Origin of the sequence: Streptomyces sp. NPDC057697 (assembly GCF_042799335.1) — a bacterium.
GTDB lineage: Bacteria > Actinomycetota > Actinomycetes > Streptomycetales > Streptomycetaceae > Streptomyces.
The window spans coordinates 146,275-163,455 of the sequence record NZ_JBHVJA010000005.1; the positions used below are offsets into that span (position 1 = coordinate 146,275).

15 protein-coding genes are annotated in these 17,181 nt (G+C 70.7%); 11 read left to right on the forward strand and 4 right to left on the reverse strand.

Features of this window, described 5'->3' with window-relative positions; genetic code table 11:
* The first annotated feature begins 249 nt into the window (after window positions 1–249).
* The 4 genes from kdpF to ACFVFH_RS16190 are packed head-to-tail and all read left to right on the forward strand — an operon-like array spanning window position 250 to window position 4,826.
* A complete protein-coding gene (gene kdpF, locus ACFVFH_RS16175; RefSeq protein ID WP_078075662.1) occupies window positions 250–339 on the forward strand; it encodes a K(+)-transporting ATPase subunit F in 90 nt (29 codons plus the stop codon).
* A gap of 7 nt (window positions 340–346) precedes the next feature.
* A complete protein-coding gene (kdpA, locus tag ACFVFH_RS16180; protein ID WP_383768336.1) occupies window positions 347–2,011 on the forward strand; it encodes a potassium-transporting ATPase subunit KdpA in 1,665 nt (554 codons plus the stop codon).
* Window positions 2,008–4,134 carry a potassium-transporting ATPase subunit KdpB gene (gene kdpB, locus ACFVFH_RS16185; RefSeq protein ID WP_383768339.1) on the forward strand — a complete coding sequence of 709 codons (2,127 nt, stop codon included), beginning with the start codon at window positions 2,008–2,010 and terminating at the stop codon, window positions 4,132–4,134. The genes kdpA and kdpB overlap by 4 nt, the downstream gene beginning before the upstream one ends.
* 23 nt (window positions 4,135–4,157) lie before the next feature.
* Entirely contained in the window at window positions 4,158–4,826 is a 669-nt protein-coding gene (locus tag ACFVFH_RS16190) for a potassium-transporting ATPase subunit C (protein WP_383768341.1), read from the forward strand.
* A 55-nt stretch (window positions 4,827–4,881) separates the two neighbouring features.
* On the opposite strand, the gene ACFVFH_RS16195 is transcribed toward ACFVFH_RS16190, so the two are convergent.
* Window positions 4,882–6,312 (reverse strand): M1 family metallopeptidase, encoded by a 1,431-nt coding sequence (locus ACFVFH_RS16195; protein WP_383768344.1) that lies wholly within the window; start codon window positions 6,310–6,312, stop codon window positions 4,882–4,884.
* Between the two features lie 22 nt (window positions 6,313–6,334).
* On the reverse strand, window positions 6,335–7,234 hold the full coding sequence (locus ACFVFH_RS16200; RefSeq protein WP_383768346.1) for a M20/M25/M40 family metallo-hydrolase: 900 nt from the start codon (window positions 7,232–7,234) through the stop codon (window positions 6,335–6,337).
* A gap of 228 nt (window positions 7,235–7,462) precedes the next feature.
* On the opposite strand from ACFVFH_RS16200, the gene ACFVFH_RS16205 reads away from it, so the two are divergent.
* The 5 genes from ACFVFH_RS16205 to ACFVFH_RS16225 all read left to right on the forward strand — a co-directional run bounded on the left by ACFVFH_RS16205 (window position 7,463) and on the right by ACFVFH_RS16225 (window position 13,050).
* Complete coding sequence (locus ACFVFH_RS16205; RefSeq protein ID WP_383768349.1) at window positions 7,463–8,212, forward strand: ABC transporter ATP-binding protein; 750 nt, start codon at window positions 7,463–7,465, stop codon at window positions 8,210–8,212.
* Window positions 8,213–8,418: 206 nt separating this feature from the next.
* Window positions 8,419–10,962 (forward strand): ATP-binding protein, encoded by a 2,544-nt coding sequence (locus ACFVFH_RS16210; RefSeq protein ID WP_383768352.1) that lies wholly within the window; start codon window positions 8,419–8,421, stop codon window positions 10,960–10,962.
* A 109-nt stretch (window positions 10,963–11,071) separates the two neighbouring features.
* Entirely contained in the window at window positions 11,072–11,764 is a 693-nt protein-coding gene (locus ACFVFH_RS16215; RefSeq protein ID WP_383768355.1) for a response regulator, read from the forward strand.
* 167 nt (window positions 11,765–11,931) lie between these two features.
* Window positions 11,932–12,282 carry an OB-fold nucleic acid binding domain-containing protein gene (locus ACFVFH_RS16220; protein ID WP_383769031.1) on the forward strand — a complete coding sequence of 117 codons (351 nt, stop codon included), beginning with the start codon at window positions 11,932–11,934 and terminating at the stop codon, window positions 12,280–12,282.
* Window positions 12,283–12,285: 3 nt separating this feature from the next.
* The gene (locus ACFVFH_RS16225; protein ID WP_383768357.1) at window positions 12,286–13,050 is read left to right on the forward strand and encodes a DUF3159 domain-containing protein; all 765 of its coding nucleotides are present in this window, start codon (window positions 12,286–12,288) and stop codon (window positions 13,048–13,050) included.
* 184 nt (window positions 13,051–13,234) lie between these two features.
* On the opposite strand, the gene ACFVFH_RS16230 is transcribed toward ACFVFH_RS16225, so the two are convergent.
* Window positions 13,235–13,912, reverse strand: coding sequence for a TrkA family potassium uptake protein (locus ACFVFH_RS16230; RefSeq protein ID WP_072485888.1), 678 nt, complete (start codon window positions 13,910–13,912; stop codon window positions 13,235–13,237).
* Window positions 13,912–14,580 carry a TrkA family potassium uptake protein gene (locus ACFVFH_RS16235; RefSeq protein WP_072485889.1) on the reverse strand — a complete coding sequence of 223 codons (669 nt, stop codon included), beginning with the start codon at window positions 14,578–14,580 and terminating at the stop codon, window positions 13,912–13,914. The genes ACFVFH_RS16230 and ACFVFH_RS16235 overlap by 1 nt, the downstream gene beginning before the upstream one ends.
* A 297-nt stretch (window positions 14,581–14,877) precedes the next feature.
* On the opposite strand from ACFVFH_RS16235, the gene ACFVFH_RS16240 reads away from it, so the two are divergent.
* Window positions 14,878–15,744 (forward strand): GntR family transcriptional regulator, encoded by an 867-nt coding sequence (locus tag ACFVFH_RS16240; RefSeq protein ID WP_383768361.1) that lies wholly within the window; start codon window positions 14,878–14,880, stop codon window positions 15,742–15,744.
* 248 nt (window positions 15,745–15,992) lie between these two features.
* A complete protein-coding gene (locus ACFVFH_RS16245) occupies window positions 15,993–17,057 on the forward strand; it encodes a 1-aminocyclopropane-1-carboxylate deaminase (RefSeq protein WP_383768364.1) in 1,065 nt (354 codons plus the stop codon).
* Window positions 17,058–17,181: the final 124 nt, after the last annotated feature.

Here is a 17,181-nt window from a genome sequence, read left to right on the forward strand (position 1 = left end):
CCGGACAAGCGGGCGATGGGGGCGCGTATGGGGCGCGTACGGGGCACGTATGCGCGCCGTCAAAGGGCCGCCGTTCCCCGTAAGGAAGGCATCAACGCAGGCCAGGACGGCCTTGGTGAGAGGTTTGCTCAAGAGGTCAGAGAATCCGTACCTCATCTAGGAGCACACGATGGCCGATGTGGCCTTCGTCGTCACCACGATCGCGGTCTTCGCGCTGGTGGCTCTCGTCGCCAAGGGGGTGGCGAAGCTGTGACCGCCGAGAACATCGTCGGCCTGGTCGTGGCAGTCGCCCTCCTGGGCTACCTCGTCCTCGCCCTTCTCTACCCGGAGAGGTTCTGAGCGCGATATGAGCCCCGTCCTCGCCGGTGTGCTCCAGGTCCTCGCGCTCGTCGTGGCGCTGGGACTGGCGTACCGCCCGCTCGGTGACTACATGGCCGGCGTCTACTCCTCGGACAAGCACCTGCGCGTCGAGAAGTGGATGTACAAGGCCGTGGGTGCCGACCCCGACACGCAGATGCGCTGGCCCGCCTATCTGCGAGGGGTGCTCGCCTTCTCCGCGGTGAGCGTCCTCTTCCTCTATCTGCTGCAGCGGTTCCAAGGCGCACTGCCCGGCTCGCTCGGCTTCGCCTCGATCGATCCCGACCAGGCGTTCAACACGGCCGCCTCCTTCGTCGCCAACACCAACTGGCAGTCCTACTCCGGCGAACAGGCCATGGGCCACGTCGTGCAGACCGGCGGCCTCGCGGTGCAGAACTTCGTCTCGGCCGCCGTCGGCATGGCCGTCGCCGCGGCCCTCGTCCGGGGCTTCGCCCGCTCGCGCACCGGTGAGCTCGGCAACTTCTGGTCCGATCTGGTGCGTGGCACCGTACGGATCCTGCTGCCGATCTCCGTGGTCGGCGCGCTGGTGCTGGTGGCCTGCGGCGCGATCCAGAACTTCGCCGGCATCCACGAGGTCGGCCAGTTCATGGGCGGCTCCCAGCAGTGGAACGGCGGCGCCGTCGCCTCCCAGGAGGCCATCAAGGAGCTGGGGACGAACGGCGGCGGCTACTTCAACGCCAACTCGGCCCACCCCTTCGAGAACCCCAACGGGCTGTCCAACCTGTTCGAGATCTTCCTGATCCTGGTCATCCCGTTCGCGCTGACGCGGACCTTCGGCCGGATGGTCGGCTCGCTCAAGCAGGGGTACGCGATCCTCGCGGCGATGGGCGTCATCTGGCTGGGCTTCACCACCCTGATGATGTGGACCGAGTTCTCGCACCACGGGCCCGCGTTCGAGATCGCGGGCGGGGCGATGGAGGGCAAGGAGACCCGGTTCGGGATCGCCGGCTCGTCGATCTTCGCCGTGGCCACGACCCTCACCTCCACCGGTGCGGTGAACTCCTTCCACGACTCGTACACGGGCTTCGGCGGCGGCATCGCCATGCTGGGCATGCAGCTCGGCGAGATCGCGCCCGGAGGCGTGGGTTCCGGCCTCTACGGCATGCTGATCATGGCGATCATCGCGGTCTTCATCGCCGGGCTGATGGTCGGCCGTACCCCCGAGTACCTCGGCAAGAAGATCGGCACCCGTGAGATCAAGCTCGCGGCCTGCTACATCCTGATCACCCCGGCACTGGTGCTCTGCTTCACCGCCGCCGCGATGGTGCTGCCCACCCCGCCCCACTCGATGACCAACACCGGCGCCCACGGATTCTCCGAGATCCTCTACGCCTACACCTCGGGCGCCAACAACAACGGTTCGGCGTTCGCCGGGCTCAACGCGGACACCCAGTGGTTCAACACCACGATCGGTCTCGCGATGCTGCTCGGCCGGTTCCTGCCGATGGTGTTCGTCCTGGCGCTGGCCGGCTCGCTCGCCGGGCAGAAGCCCGTACCGGCGACCGTCGGCACCCTGGGCACGCACAAGCCACTCTTCAGCGGACTGCTGGTCGGCACGGTCCTGATCATCACCGGGCTGACCTACTTCCCGGCCCTCGCGCTGGGGCCGCTGGCCGAAGGACTGGCGTCATGACCACTCGTACGGAGCAAGAGGACTCGATGTCCACTGTCACCCCCTCCCGGGCACCCCACCCGGACGCGCCCACGGGCCACCGCGGCGAAGGACGTGTCGGCGCGGGCCTGTTCGACCCCGCCCAGCTGATCCGGTCCCTGCCCGACGCCGTGCGCAAGCTCGACCCCCGGGTGATGGTCAAGTCCCCGGTGATGTTCGTGGTGCTGATCGGTTCGGTGTTCACGACCGTGCTGGCGTGCCTGGACCCGGGCGCGTGGTTCGGCTGGGCCATCGCCGCCTGGCTCTGGCTGACCACGGTCTTCGCCAACCTGGCGGAGGCGGTCGCCGAGGGCCGCGGCAAGGCGCAGGCCGACACCCTGCGCAAGGCCAAGACCGACACCGTCGCCCGGCGGCTGACCGGCGGGAGCGAGGAGCGGGTGCCCGGCACCGGGCTGCGCGTCGGCGATCTGGTGGTCTGCGAGGCCGGTGACATCATCCCCGGCGACGGCGATGTCGTCGAGGGCGTCGCCAGCGTGGACGAGTCCGCGATCACCGGCGAGTCCGCCCCGGTCATCCGGGAGTCCGGCGGGGACCGGAGCGCCGTCACCGGGGGCACGAAGGTGCTCTCGGACCGCATCGTCGTCGAGATCACCACCAAGCCCGGCGAGACCTTCATCGACCGGATGATCTCCCTGGTCGAGGGCGCCGCCCGGCAGAAGACACCCAATGAGATCGCGCTGAACATCCTGCTCGCGTCCCTCACGATCGTCTTCCTGCTCGCCGTGGTCACCCTCCAGCCCTTCGCGATATACGCCGGGCAGCGGCAGTCGATGATCGTGCTGACCGCCCTGCTGGTCTGCCTGATCCCGACGACCATCGGAGCCCTGCTCTCCGCGATCGGCATCGCCGGGATGGACCGCCTGGTCCAGCGCAATGTGCTCGCGATGTCGGGGCGTGCCGTCGAGGCCGCCGGGGACGTGTCGACCCTGCTGCTCGACAAGACCGGCACCATCACCCTGGGCAACCGGCAGGCCGCCGAGTTCGTCCCCGTGCAGGGCACGACCGAGGCCGAACTGGCGGACGCGGCCCAGCTCTCCTCGCTGGCCGACGAGACGCCCGAGGGCCGCTCGGTCGTCGTGCTCGCCAAGGAGAAGTACGGGCTGCGCGAGCGCCACCAGGGCGAACTGTCCGGTGCCGAGTGGGTCGCCTTCACCGCCCAGACGCGCATGTCCGGCGTCGACGTGGACGGACACGCGGTCCGCAAGGGCGCCGCGGGTTCGGTCCTCGCCTGGGTCCGGGAGCGCGGCGGCACCGTCCCGGCGGACGCGCGGTCGCTCACCGAGAGGATCTCCGCCGCGGGCGGCACCCCGCTGCTGGTGGCCAGGGAGGACGAGCACGGTGCCCGGGTCCTCGGTGTCGTCCACCTCAAGGACGTGGTCAAGGAGGGCATGCGGGAGCGGTTCGACGAGCTGCGCCGCATGGGCATCAGGACGGTGATGATCACCGGCGACAACCCGCTGACCGCGAAGGCCATCGCCGAGGAGGCGGGTGTCGACGACTTCCTCGCCGAGGCCACCCCCGAGGACAAGATGGCCCTCATCAAGCGGGAGCAGTCGGGCGGCAAACTCGTCGCGATGACCGGCGACGGCACCAACGACGCCCCCGCGCTCGCCCAGGCGGACGTCGGGGTGGCCATGAACACCGGCACCTCGGCCGCCAAGGAGGCCGGGAACATGGTGGACCTGGACTCCAACCCCACCAAGCTGATCGAGATCGTCGAGATCGGCAAGCAGCTGCTCATCACCCGGGGCGCGCTGACGACGTTCTCGATCGCCAACGACGTCGCGAAGTACTTCGCGATCATCCCCGCCATGTTCGCCGTGGTCTATCCCGGCCTGGACAAGCTCAACATCATGCAGCTGTCCTCGCCCCAGTCCGCGATCCTGTCGGCCGTCGTCTTCAACGCGCTGATCATCATCGCGCTGGTGCCGCTCGCCCTGAAGGGCGTGCGCTACCGGCCCAGCAGCGCCGACTCGATGCTCCGGCGCAACCTCGGGATCTACGGGCTCGGCGGTCTGGTGGCCCCGTTCATCGGCATCAAGATCATCGACATGGTCATCTCCCTCGTACCCGGGCTGAACTGAATCCAGGAAACGGCTGACTTGCCATGAACAACTCCGTAGCGAACTCCGCCCGGTTGCTCTGGGCCGGGCTGCGCGCCCTGCTCGTCCTCACCGTCGTCTGCGGTGTGCTCTACCCGCTCGCCGTCACGGGCGTCGCCCAGGGCGTCTTCCCCCACCAGGCCAACGGCTCAGAGATCACCGCGAACGGAAGGGTCGTCGGCTCCGAACTCATCGGACAGCGCTACGACCTGCCGCTGAAGAAGGGGCAGCAGACCGCCGCCCCCGACCTCAAGTGGTTCCAGCCGCGCCCCTCCAACGGGCTGGGCACCAACAGCGTCAACACCCAGTACAAACTGCTCGTCTCCGGCGCGACCAACCGCTCCGGCGACAACAAGGAACTGATCGACTGGGTGAAGTCCGCCAAGGCCGCGGTGGTCAAGGACAACTCCGTCCCCGGCCACCCCGTCAACCCCTCGGCGGTGCCGCCCGACGCCGTCACCTCCTCCGGCTCCGGCCTCGACCCGGACATCTCACCGGCGTACGCACAGCTCCAGGTGCGCCGGGTGGCGGAGCGGAACCACCTCGCCGTCGGCCGGGTGGAGAAGCTCGTCGCGGAACACACGGACGGCCGGCTCCTCGGCTTCGCCGGAGAGCCCCGGGTCAACGTCCTCCAGCTCAACATCGCCCTCGGGCAGCTGGCGCACGGGCGCTGACGGAGCGCGGACGCGCGCGGCGCGGGGGAGCGGCCCCCGCGCCGCGCGCGCCTGTTCACCGCGCCGGGGTGCCGAGGCTTCCCGGGTAGAGGTACTGCCGCGGCGGGAGCACCGTGCCGTCCACCCAGGCCCCGAAGAAGCCCTTGAGATCCTTGCCCGAGACCTTCGCCGCCAGCGCCTCGAACTGCCGGAACGAAGCGTTGCCGTACGCGTGGTCGCGCGTCCAGGTGCGCAGCGTACGGAAGAACGCCTCGTCGCCCACCGTGCGGCGCAGGGCGTGCAGCATCAGCGAGCCCTTGAAGTACAGGGCCCCGTCCAGTTCCCTGCCCGGTCCCGGGTCGTAGAGCCTGACGGACCAGAACGACGGATCGTCCCGGTTCTGCTCCACCTCGGACCGGTAGAAGTCCTGGTCCAGGTCGGAGCCCTTGTGCTCCTCCCACAACTGCCCCGCGTACTGGGCGAAGCACTCGGCGAGACAGCCGTCGCGCCAGTCCTTGAACGAGACGCTGTCACCGAACCACTGGTGGGCGTTCTCGTGGACCATCGAGGCGTCGAAGAGCATGGAGCCGTAGGTGGGGCGGCTCTGTGTCTCCAGGGCCAGCGGGCCGTCGTTGGGCTCCTTCGACGCCCCGACGACGATGGCCCCCGCCGAGGAGAAGGGGTACGGGCCGAACTTCGTGGCCAGGAAGTCCAGGATCTCGGTCTGTTCGGCCTCCGCCCCGGGGTCGATGACGGCGTCCGGGCTGTACGCCGTGATGACGGGCGTCCCGGCGGCCGTCCGGCCGCGGTGGACGGTGAACCGGTCGATGGCGACCGTGCTGAGGTAGGTGGCCATCGGCCGGTTCTCGGACCAGCGGAAGGTCCTGCGGCCGTCCTTGACGCTCTCGGGGCCGGGCAGGCCGTTGCCGACGACCGTCCAGCCGTCGGGGACCGTCGCGGTGAGGGCGAAGGTGGCCTTGTCGGACGGGTGGTCGTTGGAGGGATACCAGGAGGTCGCGGAGTGGGGCTCGCCCGCCACGTTCGCGCCGCCGGTCTCCAGGGTGTGCCAGCCCTCGGGGTCGGGCCGCCCCGCGTACGTCACCCGGACGGCGAACGTCGCGCCCTTCGCCACCGGGCGGGCCGGGGTGATGACCAGTTCATGGGCGCCGGCCCGGGAGAACGACTTCGCCGGGACGCCGTCCACCTCGACCGAAGCGACGGTGAAGCCCTTGAGGTCCAGGCCGAACCGGTCCAGGCGGGTCAGGGCGCGGGCGGTGACGGTGGTGTCCCCGTCGAGGTGGTCGGTGCGCGCCGGGTCGTAGGAGATGCGGACGTCGTAGTGGGAGACGTCGTAGCCGGAATTGCCGTCGTCGGGGAAGTACGGGTCGCCGAGCCCCGGACCGCCGATGGCGGCGGAGGCGGGGACGGTGGCCAGCACGGAGCCGGTCACGACCGCGGCCACCAGGGCGGCGACGGTCCTGCGGCGTCGGGCGGGGATGCTGCGCATGTCTCGTTCCTCGAGGTCGGGGTCAGTGCCGGGGCGTGGTGGCGGCGAGCTTCCACAGCACACCGACGATGGCGTCGGTACTGGTCTTCTCCGTCTTCGGATCCACGTTCGCGAGGTCGTCGCACGCCTCGTGGATGCAGTCCGAGATGCCGGTGCTGAAGCCGGACGAGGGGATGCCCGCGTTGCCGAACGACTCGTGGTCCGAACCGCCGACACCGATGTCGAACGTGGGGATGTCCCGCTCGGCGAACCACGCCTCGAACGCCTGCTGGGCCTCGGTCTCGTCGTGTTCGTCGTCGTGGACCACGAGCCACTGCCGGGTGTTCTTGCTGCCCGCCTGGTCGAAGTTGAGATAGACGTCGATCCTGCGGCGGTCGGCCCCGGAGAGCTTGCCGACGTAGTCCGCCGAGCCGATCAGCCCCTGCTCCTCCGCGCCCCACCAGGCGAACCGCAGGTGTCGTTGGGGCCTGAGACCGGATTCGGCGACCTGGAGGGCGGCGGCCAGCACCGCGGCCGAACCCGAACCGTTGTCGTTGATCCCCGGGCCCTCCTTCACGCTGTCGAGGTGGGCGCCGGTCATCAGCACGTGGTCCGGGTCGCCGCCCGGCCAGTCGGCGATCAGGTTGTGGCCGGTGGCGCCGTCGTGGGTGAAGGGCACCAGCCTGGTACGGAATCCGGCCCGGTCCAGCGCGTCGCGCACATACGCCACGGACTGCGCGTACCCCTTCGTGCCGTGCGCGCGGTTGCCGCCGTTGCGGTCCGCGATGCGTTGCAGGGCACGCAGATGGGGCATCACCTGCTGCTCGGAGACGGTGGGGGCGGCCGGGGGCCGGGCATCCGCGGCGGCGGGCACCGCGGTCAGGGTCAGGGACAGCCCGATCACCGCGGCCGCCGACCGGGGAAGGCTCCTGCGTGACGTCATGCGCACCCTTTCGAGACGGGGGCGGTTCGCCCCGGTGGACCTCGGTCAGGCTGGTCCGCCGGTGTCAGGAAGTTGTCGGGAAGTTGTCGGGAAGCGGTAGCACCGCGGCGAGGGGGCGCCGCCGCGCCGCGCCCCCCCCGTACGTCCGGGAGCCGCCAGGCATTGTCCGGAGCTGTACGCATTGCACATACTGGCGGCCGACGGGTTCGATCACGTACGGGGAGAGACATGACCGAGAGCACCGGCCGGGCGGGCACCGAGGGGCAGGGCGGCACCGCGATCGCCGAGGAACCGGCGGCCGGGCCCATGGTCCGGGTGGAGGACCTGCGCCGCTCGTACGGCTCCGGCGCGGGAGAGGTGCACGCGCTGCGCGGGGTCTCCTTCGAAGTGCCGCGCGGCGAGATCGTGGCGCTCAAGGGGCGCTCGGGCTCGGGCAAGACCACCCTGCTCAACCTGCTCGGCGGGCTCGACAGCCCGGACGGCGGCCGGATCACCGTCGACGGCACGGACCTGTCCGAGCTCGGCGAGGACGGGCTCCTGGAGCTGCGCCGGGACCGGATCGGCTTCATCTTCCAGTCGTTCGGCCTGATCCCGATCCTGACCGCGGCGGAGAACGTCGGTGTGCCCCTGCGGCTGCGCAAGGCCGACCCGCGCGAACGCGAGGACCGGGTGGCCCTGCTGCTCTCGCTGGTCGGTCTCGCCGACCACGCCGCGCAGCGCCCCGGGGAGCTCTCCGGAGGCCAGCAGCAGCGCGTCGCGATCGCCCGCGCACTCGCCAACCGGCCGGCGCTGCTGATCGCGGACGAGCCGACGGGGCAACTCGACGCGGAGACCGGTCTGGCGGTGATGGAGCTGCTGCGGGCGGTGGTCCGCAGCGAGGGCGTCACCGCGCTGGTGGCGACGCACGACGCGCAGCTGCTGGGGCTGGCGGACCGGGTGCTGGAACTGAGCGACGGGCACATCGTCGAGCACGTGTAGCCGAGCACGCGCCGGGGAGCACGCGGTGGGGGAGCGCCCCCTGTTCTCCCTTGCGGGAGTGGGCCCGGCGCCCCGCCCGGGGCGTCAGAATCCTGTCAATTCGGTCCCCGGAGCCGCCCTCGGTCCTATTTGTCGACAAATCTCGGGGTAGCTTCGAACCGGCTGCCGCATCGGACGCAGCCGGTTCGAGAGAAGACAATGGGGCCATGGCACGCGGCAAGCTTCGGATCTACCTGGGTGCGGCGCCCGGCGTCGGCAAGACGTACGCGATGCTCTCCGAGGCCCATCGACGGGTGGAGCGGGGCACCGACTGCGTCGTCGCCTTCGTGGAGCACCACGACCGGCCGCGCACCGAGGTCATGCTGCACGGCCTGGAGCAGGTCCGGCGCCGTGAGATCGAGTACCGCTCCGCCGTCTTCACCGAGATGGACGTCGACGCGGTCCTGGAGCGCGCCCCCGCCGTGGCCCTGGTGGACGAACTGGCCCACACCAATGTGCCGGGCTCCCGCAACGCCAAACGCTGGCAGGACGTCGAGGAACTCCTCCAGGCGGGCATCGACGTGGTCTCCACCGTCAACATCCAGCACCTGGAGTCGCTCGGCGACGTCGTCGAGGCGATAACCGGGGTGCGACAGCGCGAGACCGTCCCCGACGAGGTCGTCCGCCGGGCCGACCAGCTCGAACTGGTCGACATGTCGCCCCAGGCGCTCCGCCGCCGGATGGCCCACGGCAACATCTACAAGCCGGACCGGATCGACGCCTCGCTGTCCAACTACTTCCGCCCCGGCAACCTGACCGCCCTGCGCGAGCTGGCCCTCCTCTGGGTCGCCGACCGGGTCGACGAATACCTCCAGCAGTACCGCGGCGAGCACAACATCCGCACCACCTGGCAGGCCCGGGAACGCATCGTCGTCGGGCTCACCGGCGGCCCCGAGGGCCGTACGCTCATCCGCCGCGCGTCCCGGATGGCGGCCAAGGGCTCGGGCAGCGAGATCCTCGCCGTCTACATCGCCCGCAGCGACGGACTGACCTCCGCCTCCCCCAAGGAACTCACCGTCCAGCGCACCCTCGTCGAGGACCTGGGCGGCACGTTCCACCACGTCATCGGCGACGACATACCCTCGGCGCTCCTCGAATTCGCCCGTGGGGTGAACGCCACGCAGATCGTCCTCGGCTCCAGCCGCCGCAAGGCCTGGCAGTACATCTACGGGCCCGGCGTGGGCGCCACCGTGGCCCGGGAGTCCGGACCCGACCTCGACGTCCACATCGTCACCCACGAGGAGGTCGCCAAGGGACGCGGCCTGCCCATCGCCCGCGGCGCCCGGCTGGGCCGGGTCCGGATCATCTGGGGCTGGCTGGTCGGGGTCGGCGGACCGGCCCTGCTCACCCTGCTCCTGGCCGGCCTGGACAGCGGCCCCGGACTCGCCAACGACGTCCTGCTCTTCCTCTTCCTGACCGTGGGCGCCGCGCTGCTCGGCGGACTGCTGCCGGCCCTCGCGTCGGCCGCCGTCGGCTCGATGCTGCTGAACTACTGGTTCACCCCGCCCACCCACACCCTGACCGTGCAGGACCCGGAGAACTTCGTCGCCATCGTGATCTTCTTCGCGGTGGCGGTCTCGGTCGCCTCGGTCGTCGACCTGGCGGCCCGCCGCACCCACCAGGCGGCCCGGCTGCGCGCCGAGTCGGAGATCCTCTCCTTCCTGGCCGGCAGCGTGCTGCGCGGCGAGACGACGCTGGACGCGCTCCTGGACCGGGTCCGCGAGACCTTCGGCATGGAGTCCGTCGCGCTGCTGGAGCGCAGCAGCGACGTCGATCCGTGGACCTGCGCCGGGAGCGTCGGCCCCGGGCCGGTGGCCCGGCCCGAGGACGCCGATGTGGACATGCCCGTCGGCGACCACATGGCTCTCGCGCTCTCCGGCCGGGTCCTGCCCGCCGAGGACCGCCGGGTGCTCGGCGCCTTCGCCGCGCAGGCCGCGGTCGTACTGGACCGGCAGCGCCTGGTCGACGAGGCGGAGGAGGCCCGGCGGCTCGCCGAGGGCAACCGGATCAGAACGGCGCTCCTCGCCGCCGTCAGCCACGACCTGCGCACCCCGCTCTCCGCCATCAAGGCCGCCGTCAGCTCCCTGCGCTCCGACGACGTCGCCTGGTCCGACGAGGACCAGGCGGAGCTCCTGGAGGGCATCGAGAACGGTGCCGACCGGCTCGACCACCTCGTGGGCAACCTCCTGGACATGTCCAGGCTCCAGACCGGCACCGTCACCCCGCTCATCCGTGAGATCGACCTCGACGAGGTGGTCCCGATGGCGCTCGGCGGCGTCCCCGAGGACAGCGTCGACCTGGACATCCCCGAGACCCTGCCGATGGTCGAGGTCGACCCGGGGCTCCTGGAACGGGCCGTCGCCAACATCGTCGAGAACGCCGTGAAGTACAGCCGCTACGCGGAACGCGTCACCGTGGCCGCCAGCGCCCTCGGGGAACGGGTCGAGCTACGGGTGGCCGACCGCGGCCCCGGCGTCCCCGACGACGCCAAGGAGCGCATCTTCGAGCCCTTCCAGCGCTACGGCGACGCCCCGCGCGGCGCGGGCGTCGGGCTGGGGCTCGCCGTGGCCCGCGGCTTCGTCGAGTCCATGGGCGGCACCCTGGACGCCGAGGACACCCCCGGCGGCGGCCTCACCATGGTGCTGACGCTCAAGGCGGCATCGGGATACGTCCCGGTCAGCCCCGACCTCCCCGCCCGGGTCACCTCATGACCGGACGGAGACCGCACCACCACGCGGGACACCCCATGACCGCACAGCTCACCTCATGATCTCCGGTACGACCCGGAAGATCGCCGCACAGCAGAAAGGCAGGGCTCCCATGACCCGGGTGCTTGTGGTCGACGACGAGCCGCAGATCGTACGCGCCCTCGTGATCAACCTGAAGGCGCGCAAGTACGAGGTGGACGCCGCGCCCGACGGCGCGACCGCCCTCCAGCTCGCCGCCGCCCGCCACCCCGATGTCGTCGTCCTCGACCTCGGGCTTCCGGACATGGACGGCGTCGAGGTGATCAAGGGGCTGCGCGGCTGGACCCGGGTGCCGATCCTGGTGCTCTCCGCCCGCCACACCTCCGACGAGAAGGTGGAGGCCCTGGACGCCGGCGCCGACGACTACGTCACCAAGCCGTTCGGCATGGACGAGCTGCTGGCCCGGCTGCGCGCCTCGGTCCGCCGCGCGGAACCCGTCGGACAGCAGGGCTCCGACGACATCGTGGTGGTCGAGACCGAGGGGTTCACCGTCGACCTCGCGGCGAAGAAGGTGCACCGCGCGGGGCGCGACGTACGGCTCACCCCCACCGAGTGGCATCTGCTGGAGGTGCTGGTCCGCAACAGCGGCAGGCTGGTCAGCCAGAAGCAGCTGCTCCAGGAGGTCTGGGGGCCCTCGTACGGCACCGAGACCAACTATCTGCGGGTCTACATGGCACAGCTCAGGCGCAAGCTGGAGACCGATCCCTCGCACCCCCGGCACTTCGTCACCGAGCCGGGCATGGGATACCGGTTCGAGCGCGGCTGAGCGGGCGCAGGACCCTCGTCCGGACCGTACCCGGCTCACTCGTCCGGGTGAGACCGGAGACACCCGCTCGGAGCAGCCGGGACCGGTACCCTTCGGGTATGAGTGCTGCTGTACCCCGACCCGACAAACCCGGCAGGGCGGAGAAGCCGTCCGGTCGCCTCCGGCGGATGCTCGACCGGCTGTCCAGCTCCCAGGAGGACCTGGAGTCCGAGGAGCTGCAGGAGGACGCGCAGGCCTCGGGTTGCACGCGGATCTCCGAGTGCACCGACCGCCAGATCGTGAAGGTGACTGGTACCTTGCGGACCGTCACCCTGCGACCGCGCGCCGGAGTGCCGGCCCTGGAGGCCGAGCTCTTCGACGGCACCGCGCCGCTGGACGTTGTCTGGCTGGGCCGGCGCTCCATCGTGGGCATAGAGCCGGGCCGCAAGCTCATCGCCTCGGGCCGGATCGCCATGAGTCACGGCCGCCGGGTGCTGTTCAACCCCAAATACGAACTCCGACCGCTCGGCAAGGAGTAGCCGGTGACGTCTCTCGACAAGCCGACGTCCGACACGGACCGCACCACCCGCACCGATCAGGAGGAGGCCGACGCCAAGGCGGTCACCGAGGCAGCGCTCTTCGAGGCGTTCGGCGGTGTCCGGGGCATGGTGGAGACAGTCCTTCCCGGGCTGCTGTTCGTCACCATCTTCACGATCAACAAGAATCTGCACAGCTCGGCCATCGCGGCCCTGGTGGTGTCCCTGGTCCTCGTCGGCGTGCGGCTGATCCGGCGGGACACCGTGAAGCACGCCTTCAGCGGCGTCTTCGGCGTGGCCTTCGGTGTGGTCTTCGCGATGATGACGGGCAATGCCAAGGACTTCTACCTGCCGGGCATGCTCTACACCCTCGGCCTCGCCCTCGCCTACCTGATCACCACGCTCGCCGGGGCGCCGCTGATCGGGCTGATCCTGGGCCCGGTGTTCAAGGAGAACCTCTCCTGGCGCACCAGGAACCCCGGCCGCAAGAAGGCGTACGCCAAGGCCAGCTACGCCTGGGGGCTGATCCTGCTCGCCAAGTGCGCGATCCTCTTCCCGCTGTACTGGTGGGCCGACACCACGCAGTTCGGCTGGGTCCTGGTCGCCCTGAAGATCCCCCCGTTCCTGCTCGCGGTCTATCTGACCTGGGTCTTCCTGGCCAAGGCGCCGCCGCCCATCGACGTCTTCGCCGAGATGGAGGCCGAGGAACAGGCCGAGAAGGAACGCAAGGCGGCCGCCGCGGCCGCGGCGGTGCGCGACCAGGAGTACTGAGCACCGCGTCGCGTCGTCGCTCCGATGCGGGAGTGAGTGACGCGGGAGTGAGCACTGAGCACCGCGCCGTCGCCCGGTGCACGGAAGGGGCCCGGAACCGTTTCACACGGTTCCGGGCCCCTTCCCGTACATCACGTGGCCGGACCGGACCAGACCCGGCCGGGGTGGACCGGGCCGGGCCGGGTCAGTCGTCCGAGTCGCCCCGGCGTACCGACAGCAGGTCCTCCAGCTGTTCCTCGCGCGCCTGCGCGGCTACGAAGAGCAGCTCGTCACCGGCCTCCAAGGTCTCCTCGGTGCTCGGCGTCAGAACGCGCTGACCGCGGATGATGGTCACCAGCGAGGTGTCCTCGGGCCAGGCCACCTCGCCGACCCGGGTGCCGGCCAGCGCCGACTCCGGGGGAAGCGTCAGCTCGACCAGGTTGGCGTCACCGTGGCTGAAGCGGAGCAGCCGGACCAGATCGCCGACGCTCACCGCCTCCTCGACCAGCGCCGACATCAGCCGCGGCGTCGAGACCGCCACGTCGACGCCCCAGGCCTCGTTGAACAGCCACTCGTTCTTCGGGTTGTTGACCCGGGCGACGACCCTGGGAACGCCGTACTCGGTCTTGGCGAGCAGCGACACGACCAGGTTCACCTTGTCGTCGCCGGTCGCGGCGATCACGACGTTGCAGCGCTGGAGCGCCGCCTCGTCGAGCGAGGTGATCTCGCAGGCGTCCGCCAGCAGCCACTCGGCCATCGGCACCCGCTCCACCGAGATGGCCGTCGGCGCCTTGTCGACAAGCAGCACCTCGTGCCCGTTCTCCAGCAGCTCGCCCGCGATGGAACGGCCCACCGCGCCGGCCCCGGCAATCGCGACACGCATCAGTGACCGCCCTCCTCAGGACCCTCGGCGAAGGCCGCCTCGACCTTCGCGATCTCGTCCGTACGCATCATCACGTGGACCAGGTCGCCCTCCTGCAACACCGTCTGCGAGGTGGGCAGTATGGCTTCGCCCAGCCGGGTGAGGAACGCCACGCGGACGCCCGTCTCCTCCTGGAGCGTGCTGATCTTGTGGCCGATCCAGGACGGCGTCGTGTGCACCTCCGCGAGCTGCACACCACCGCTCGGATCCCGCCACAGCGGCTCGGCGCCGGAAGGCAGCAGCCGCCGCAGCATCTGGTCCGCGGTCCAGCGCACGGTGGCGACCGTGGGAATCCCGAGGCGCTGATAGACCTCCGCCCGGCGGGGGTCGTAGATCCGCGCCGCGACATTCTCGATGCCGAACATCTCGCGGGCCACCCGGGCGGCGATGATGTTCGAGTTGTCGCCGCTGCTCACCGCGGCGAACGCACCGGCCTCCTCGATGCCGGCCTCACGGAGGGTGTCCTGGTCGAAGCCGACACCCGTGACGCGCCGCCCGCCGAACCCGGACCCGAGGCGACGGAACGCCGTGGGGTCCTGATCGATGACGGCGACCGTGTGCCCCTGCTGCTCCAGGGTCTGCGCGAGAGCGGCCCCCACTCGCCCGCAGCCCATGATGACGATGTGCACCTTGCGCCTACCTCGCAGTCCTGGTCGTCCGGCTGACCTGCGAAAACACCCTGCTCACACTTCTTTCTCAGCTTGCCGGGCAAACAACGGGGCAACGGTCCGTCCCGTTGCCCAGGATGAGCTTATGCGGCGAGGAATGCGAAGCCTCATCCGAGTGCGCTTTCGACGCGCCCCGCCCGGCGGAGTGCGGGACACGGCGTTCGCGAGACGGATTGTGCGACAGAAGCCGGAGACGGAGCCTTGAGCCGGGGACGGACCCTTGAGTACGAGGACCACAGACATCTAACATGTCAGTTCATGGAGACCCTGCGCCCCGTCCGACGGACCTTGCTGCGGGACACCGCCTACGAGGCGATCCGCGACGCCATCATCCGCGGCGACCTCCCACCCGGTGCCCCCGTCCGCGACGCCGACCTCGCCGAACGCCTCGGGCTCAGCCGGGCCCCCGTCCGCGACGCGCTGTCCCGGCTCTCCGGGGAGGGCCTCGTCGAATCCAAGCCACAGAGCTACACCCGGGTGACCCGGCTGGTACCGCGCGACGTCCGGGACGCGGCGGCCGTCGTGCGGGCCATGCAGGAACTGGCGGCACGGACCGCCGTGCCCCGGCTCACGGACGCGGACATCGCCGCGATGCGCACGGCCAACGACCGCTTCCGGGAAGCGACCCGCAGCGGCGACGTGGCGGAGGCGCTGCAAGCCGACGACCGGCTCCACGACGTCCTCGTCACCGCCTGCGGCAACCGCGCGGTGGCCGCCACCGTGGAGCGCTACACCCCCCTGATCCGGCGCCTGGAGTGGCAGCACTTCGGCACGGCCGACTCCGCGCACGGCTCCGCGGAACTCCACGACCGGCTGATCGAGGCGTGCGCGGAGCGCGACGCCGAGGCCGTGGCCCGGATCACCGCCGCGATCTGGCGAACGCTCGAAGAGCTGGCCGACGAGACGCCGGAGCGACCGGGCGGAGCGCCCGAGCGTTTCGAGGATCGGCCGGGCGGTGCTGGCGGGCGCCCGGAGCGATCGGGTGGGGCGCCTGGGCGTTTTGAGGGTCGGCTGGGCGGTGTTGCCGGGCGCCCGGAGCGATCGGGTGGGGTGCCTGAGTGTTTCGAGGGTCGGCTGGGCGGTGTTGCCGGGCGCCCGGAGCGATCGGGCGGAGCGCCCGCGTAGGCCACGGCGCCCCGCCCCTCCCCACCACTGCATTCACTCCACCCACCCCGCTCCGGCACCACCCAGCACCACCCGCACTCCAGCCCCACCCGCGCCTCCACCTGAGCCCACGTCCTCCCCACCCCCACCCCCAGCCCCACCCGCACCCCTTACCCAAACCCACCTCAGCCCGCCCCCAGCCCACGTCTGCCCCCACCCCCACCTCACCCATTCCGACCCCAGCCCCACCACCGAGCCAGGGAGACCCCGTGACCACCGCAACGTCAGCCTCCCCTTCCCTCCCCTCCTACGACCTCTCCTCCTACGACCGCTACCCCCTCCTCTTCGGCCCCTCGCCCGTGCACCGGCTCGACCGGCTCACCGAACACCTCGGCGGTGCCGCGGTCTGGGCCAAGCGGGAGGACTGCAACTCCGGCATCGCGTACGGCGGCAACAAGACCCGCAAGCTCGAATACCTCGTCGCCGACGCGCTGGCGAAGGGCTGCGACACCCTCGTGTCCATCGGCGGGGTGCAGTCCAACCACACCCGCCAGGTCGCCGCGGTCGCCGCCCGCGCCGGTCTGAAGTGCGTACTCATCCAGGAGAGCTGGGTCGAGTGGCCCGACGCCGTCTACGACAAGGTCGGCAACATCCTGATCAGCCGACTGGCCGGCGCCGACGTCCGCCTGGTGCGCGCCGGGTTCGGCATCGGGGTCAAGGAGAGCTGGGAGCGGGCGCTGAGCGAGGTGGAGGAGAGCGGTGGCCGGCCGTACGCCATCCCGGCGGGCGCCTCCGACCACCCGCTGGGCGGACTCGGCTTCGCCGGGTGGGCGTACGAGGTCGCCGAGCAGGAACGCGCGCTGGACGTGTTCTTCGACACCGTGGTGGTCTGCTCGGTGACCGGCTCCACCCAGGCCGGGATGGTCGCGGGCTTCGCCGCGCTCGAAGAGGCGGGCGCCCGCCCGCGCCGCGTCCTGGGCATCGACGCCTCCGCCGAGCCCGCGCGCACCCGCGCGCAGATCGCCCGGATCGCGGCCGCCACCGCCCGGCTCATCGGGGTGCGCAGGGAACTCACCGTGGACGACATCGAACTCGACGAGCGATACCACGCGGGCACCTACGGCATCCCCGACGACACGACCCTCGACGCGATGCGGCTCGCCGCCCGTACCGAGGGCATGGTCACCGACCCCGTCTACGAGGGGAAGTCGATGGCCGGAATGATCGACCTCGTGGCGCGCGAAGAGATCACCCGCGATTCCACCGTCCTTTACGCACATCTCGGCGGTCAGCCCGCGCTGAATGGGTACAGCGCCCTTTTCGCGGACGCCTGAGTGCGAGGATCCCGTTCCCCGGCGCAAGGATTTCGTTAAGGATTTCGTGGCCTTTTCGGCCGGGCGCAGGAGATTACGGGGCCACGGGGGCGGTGCGTCCGCGGCTTGCATACGGAACGCTTAC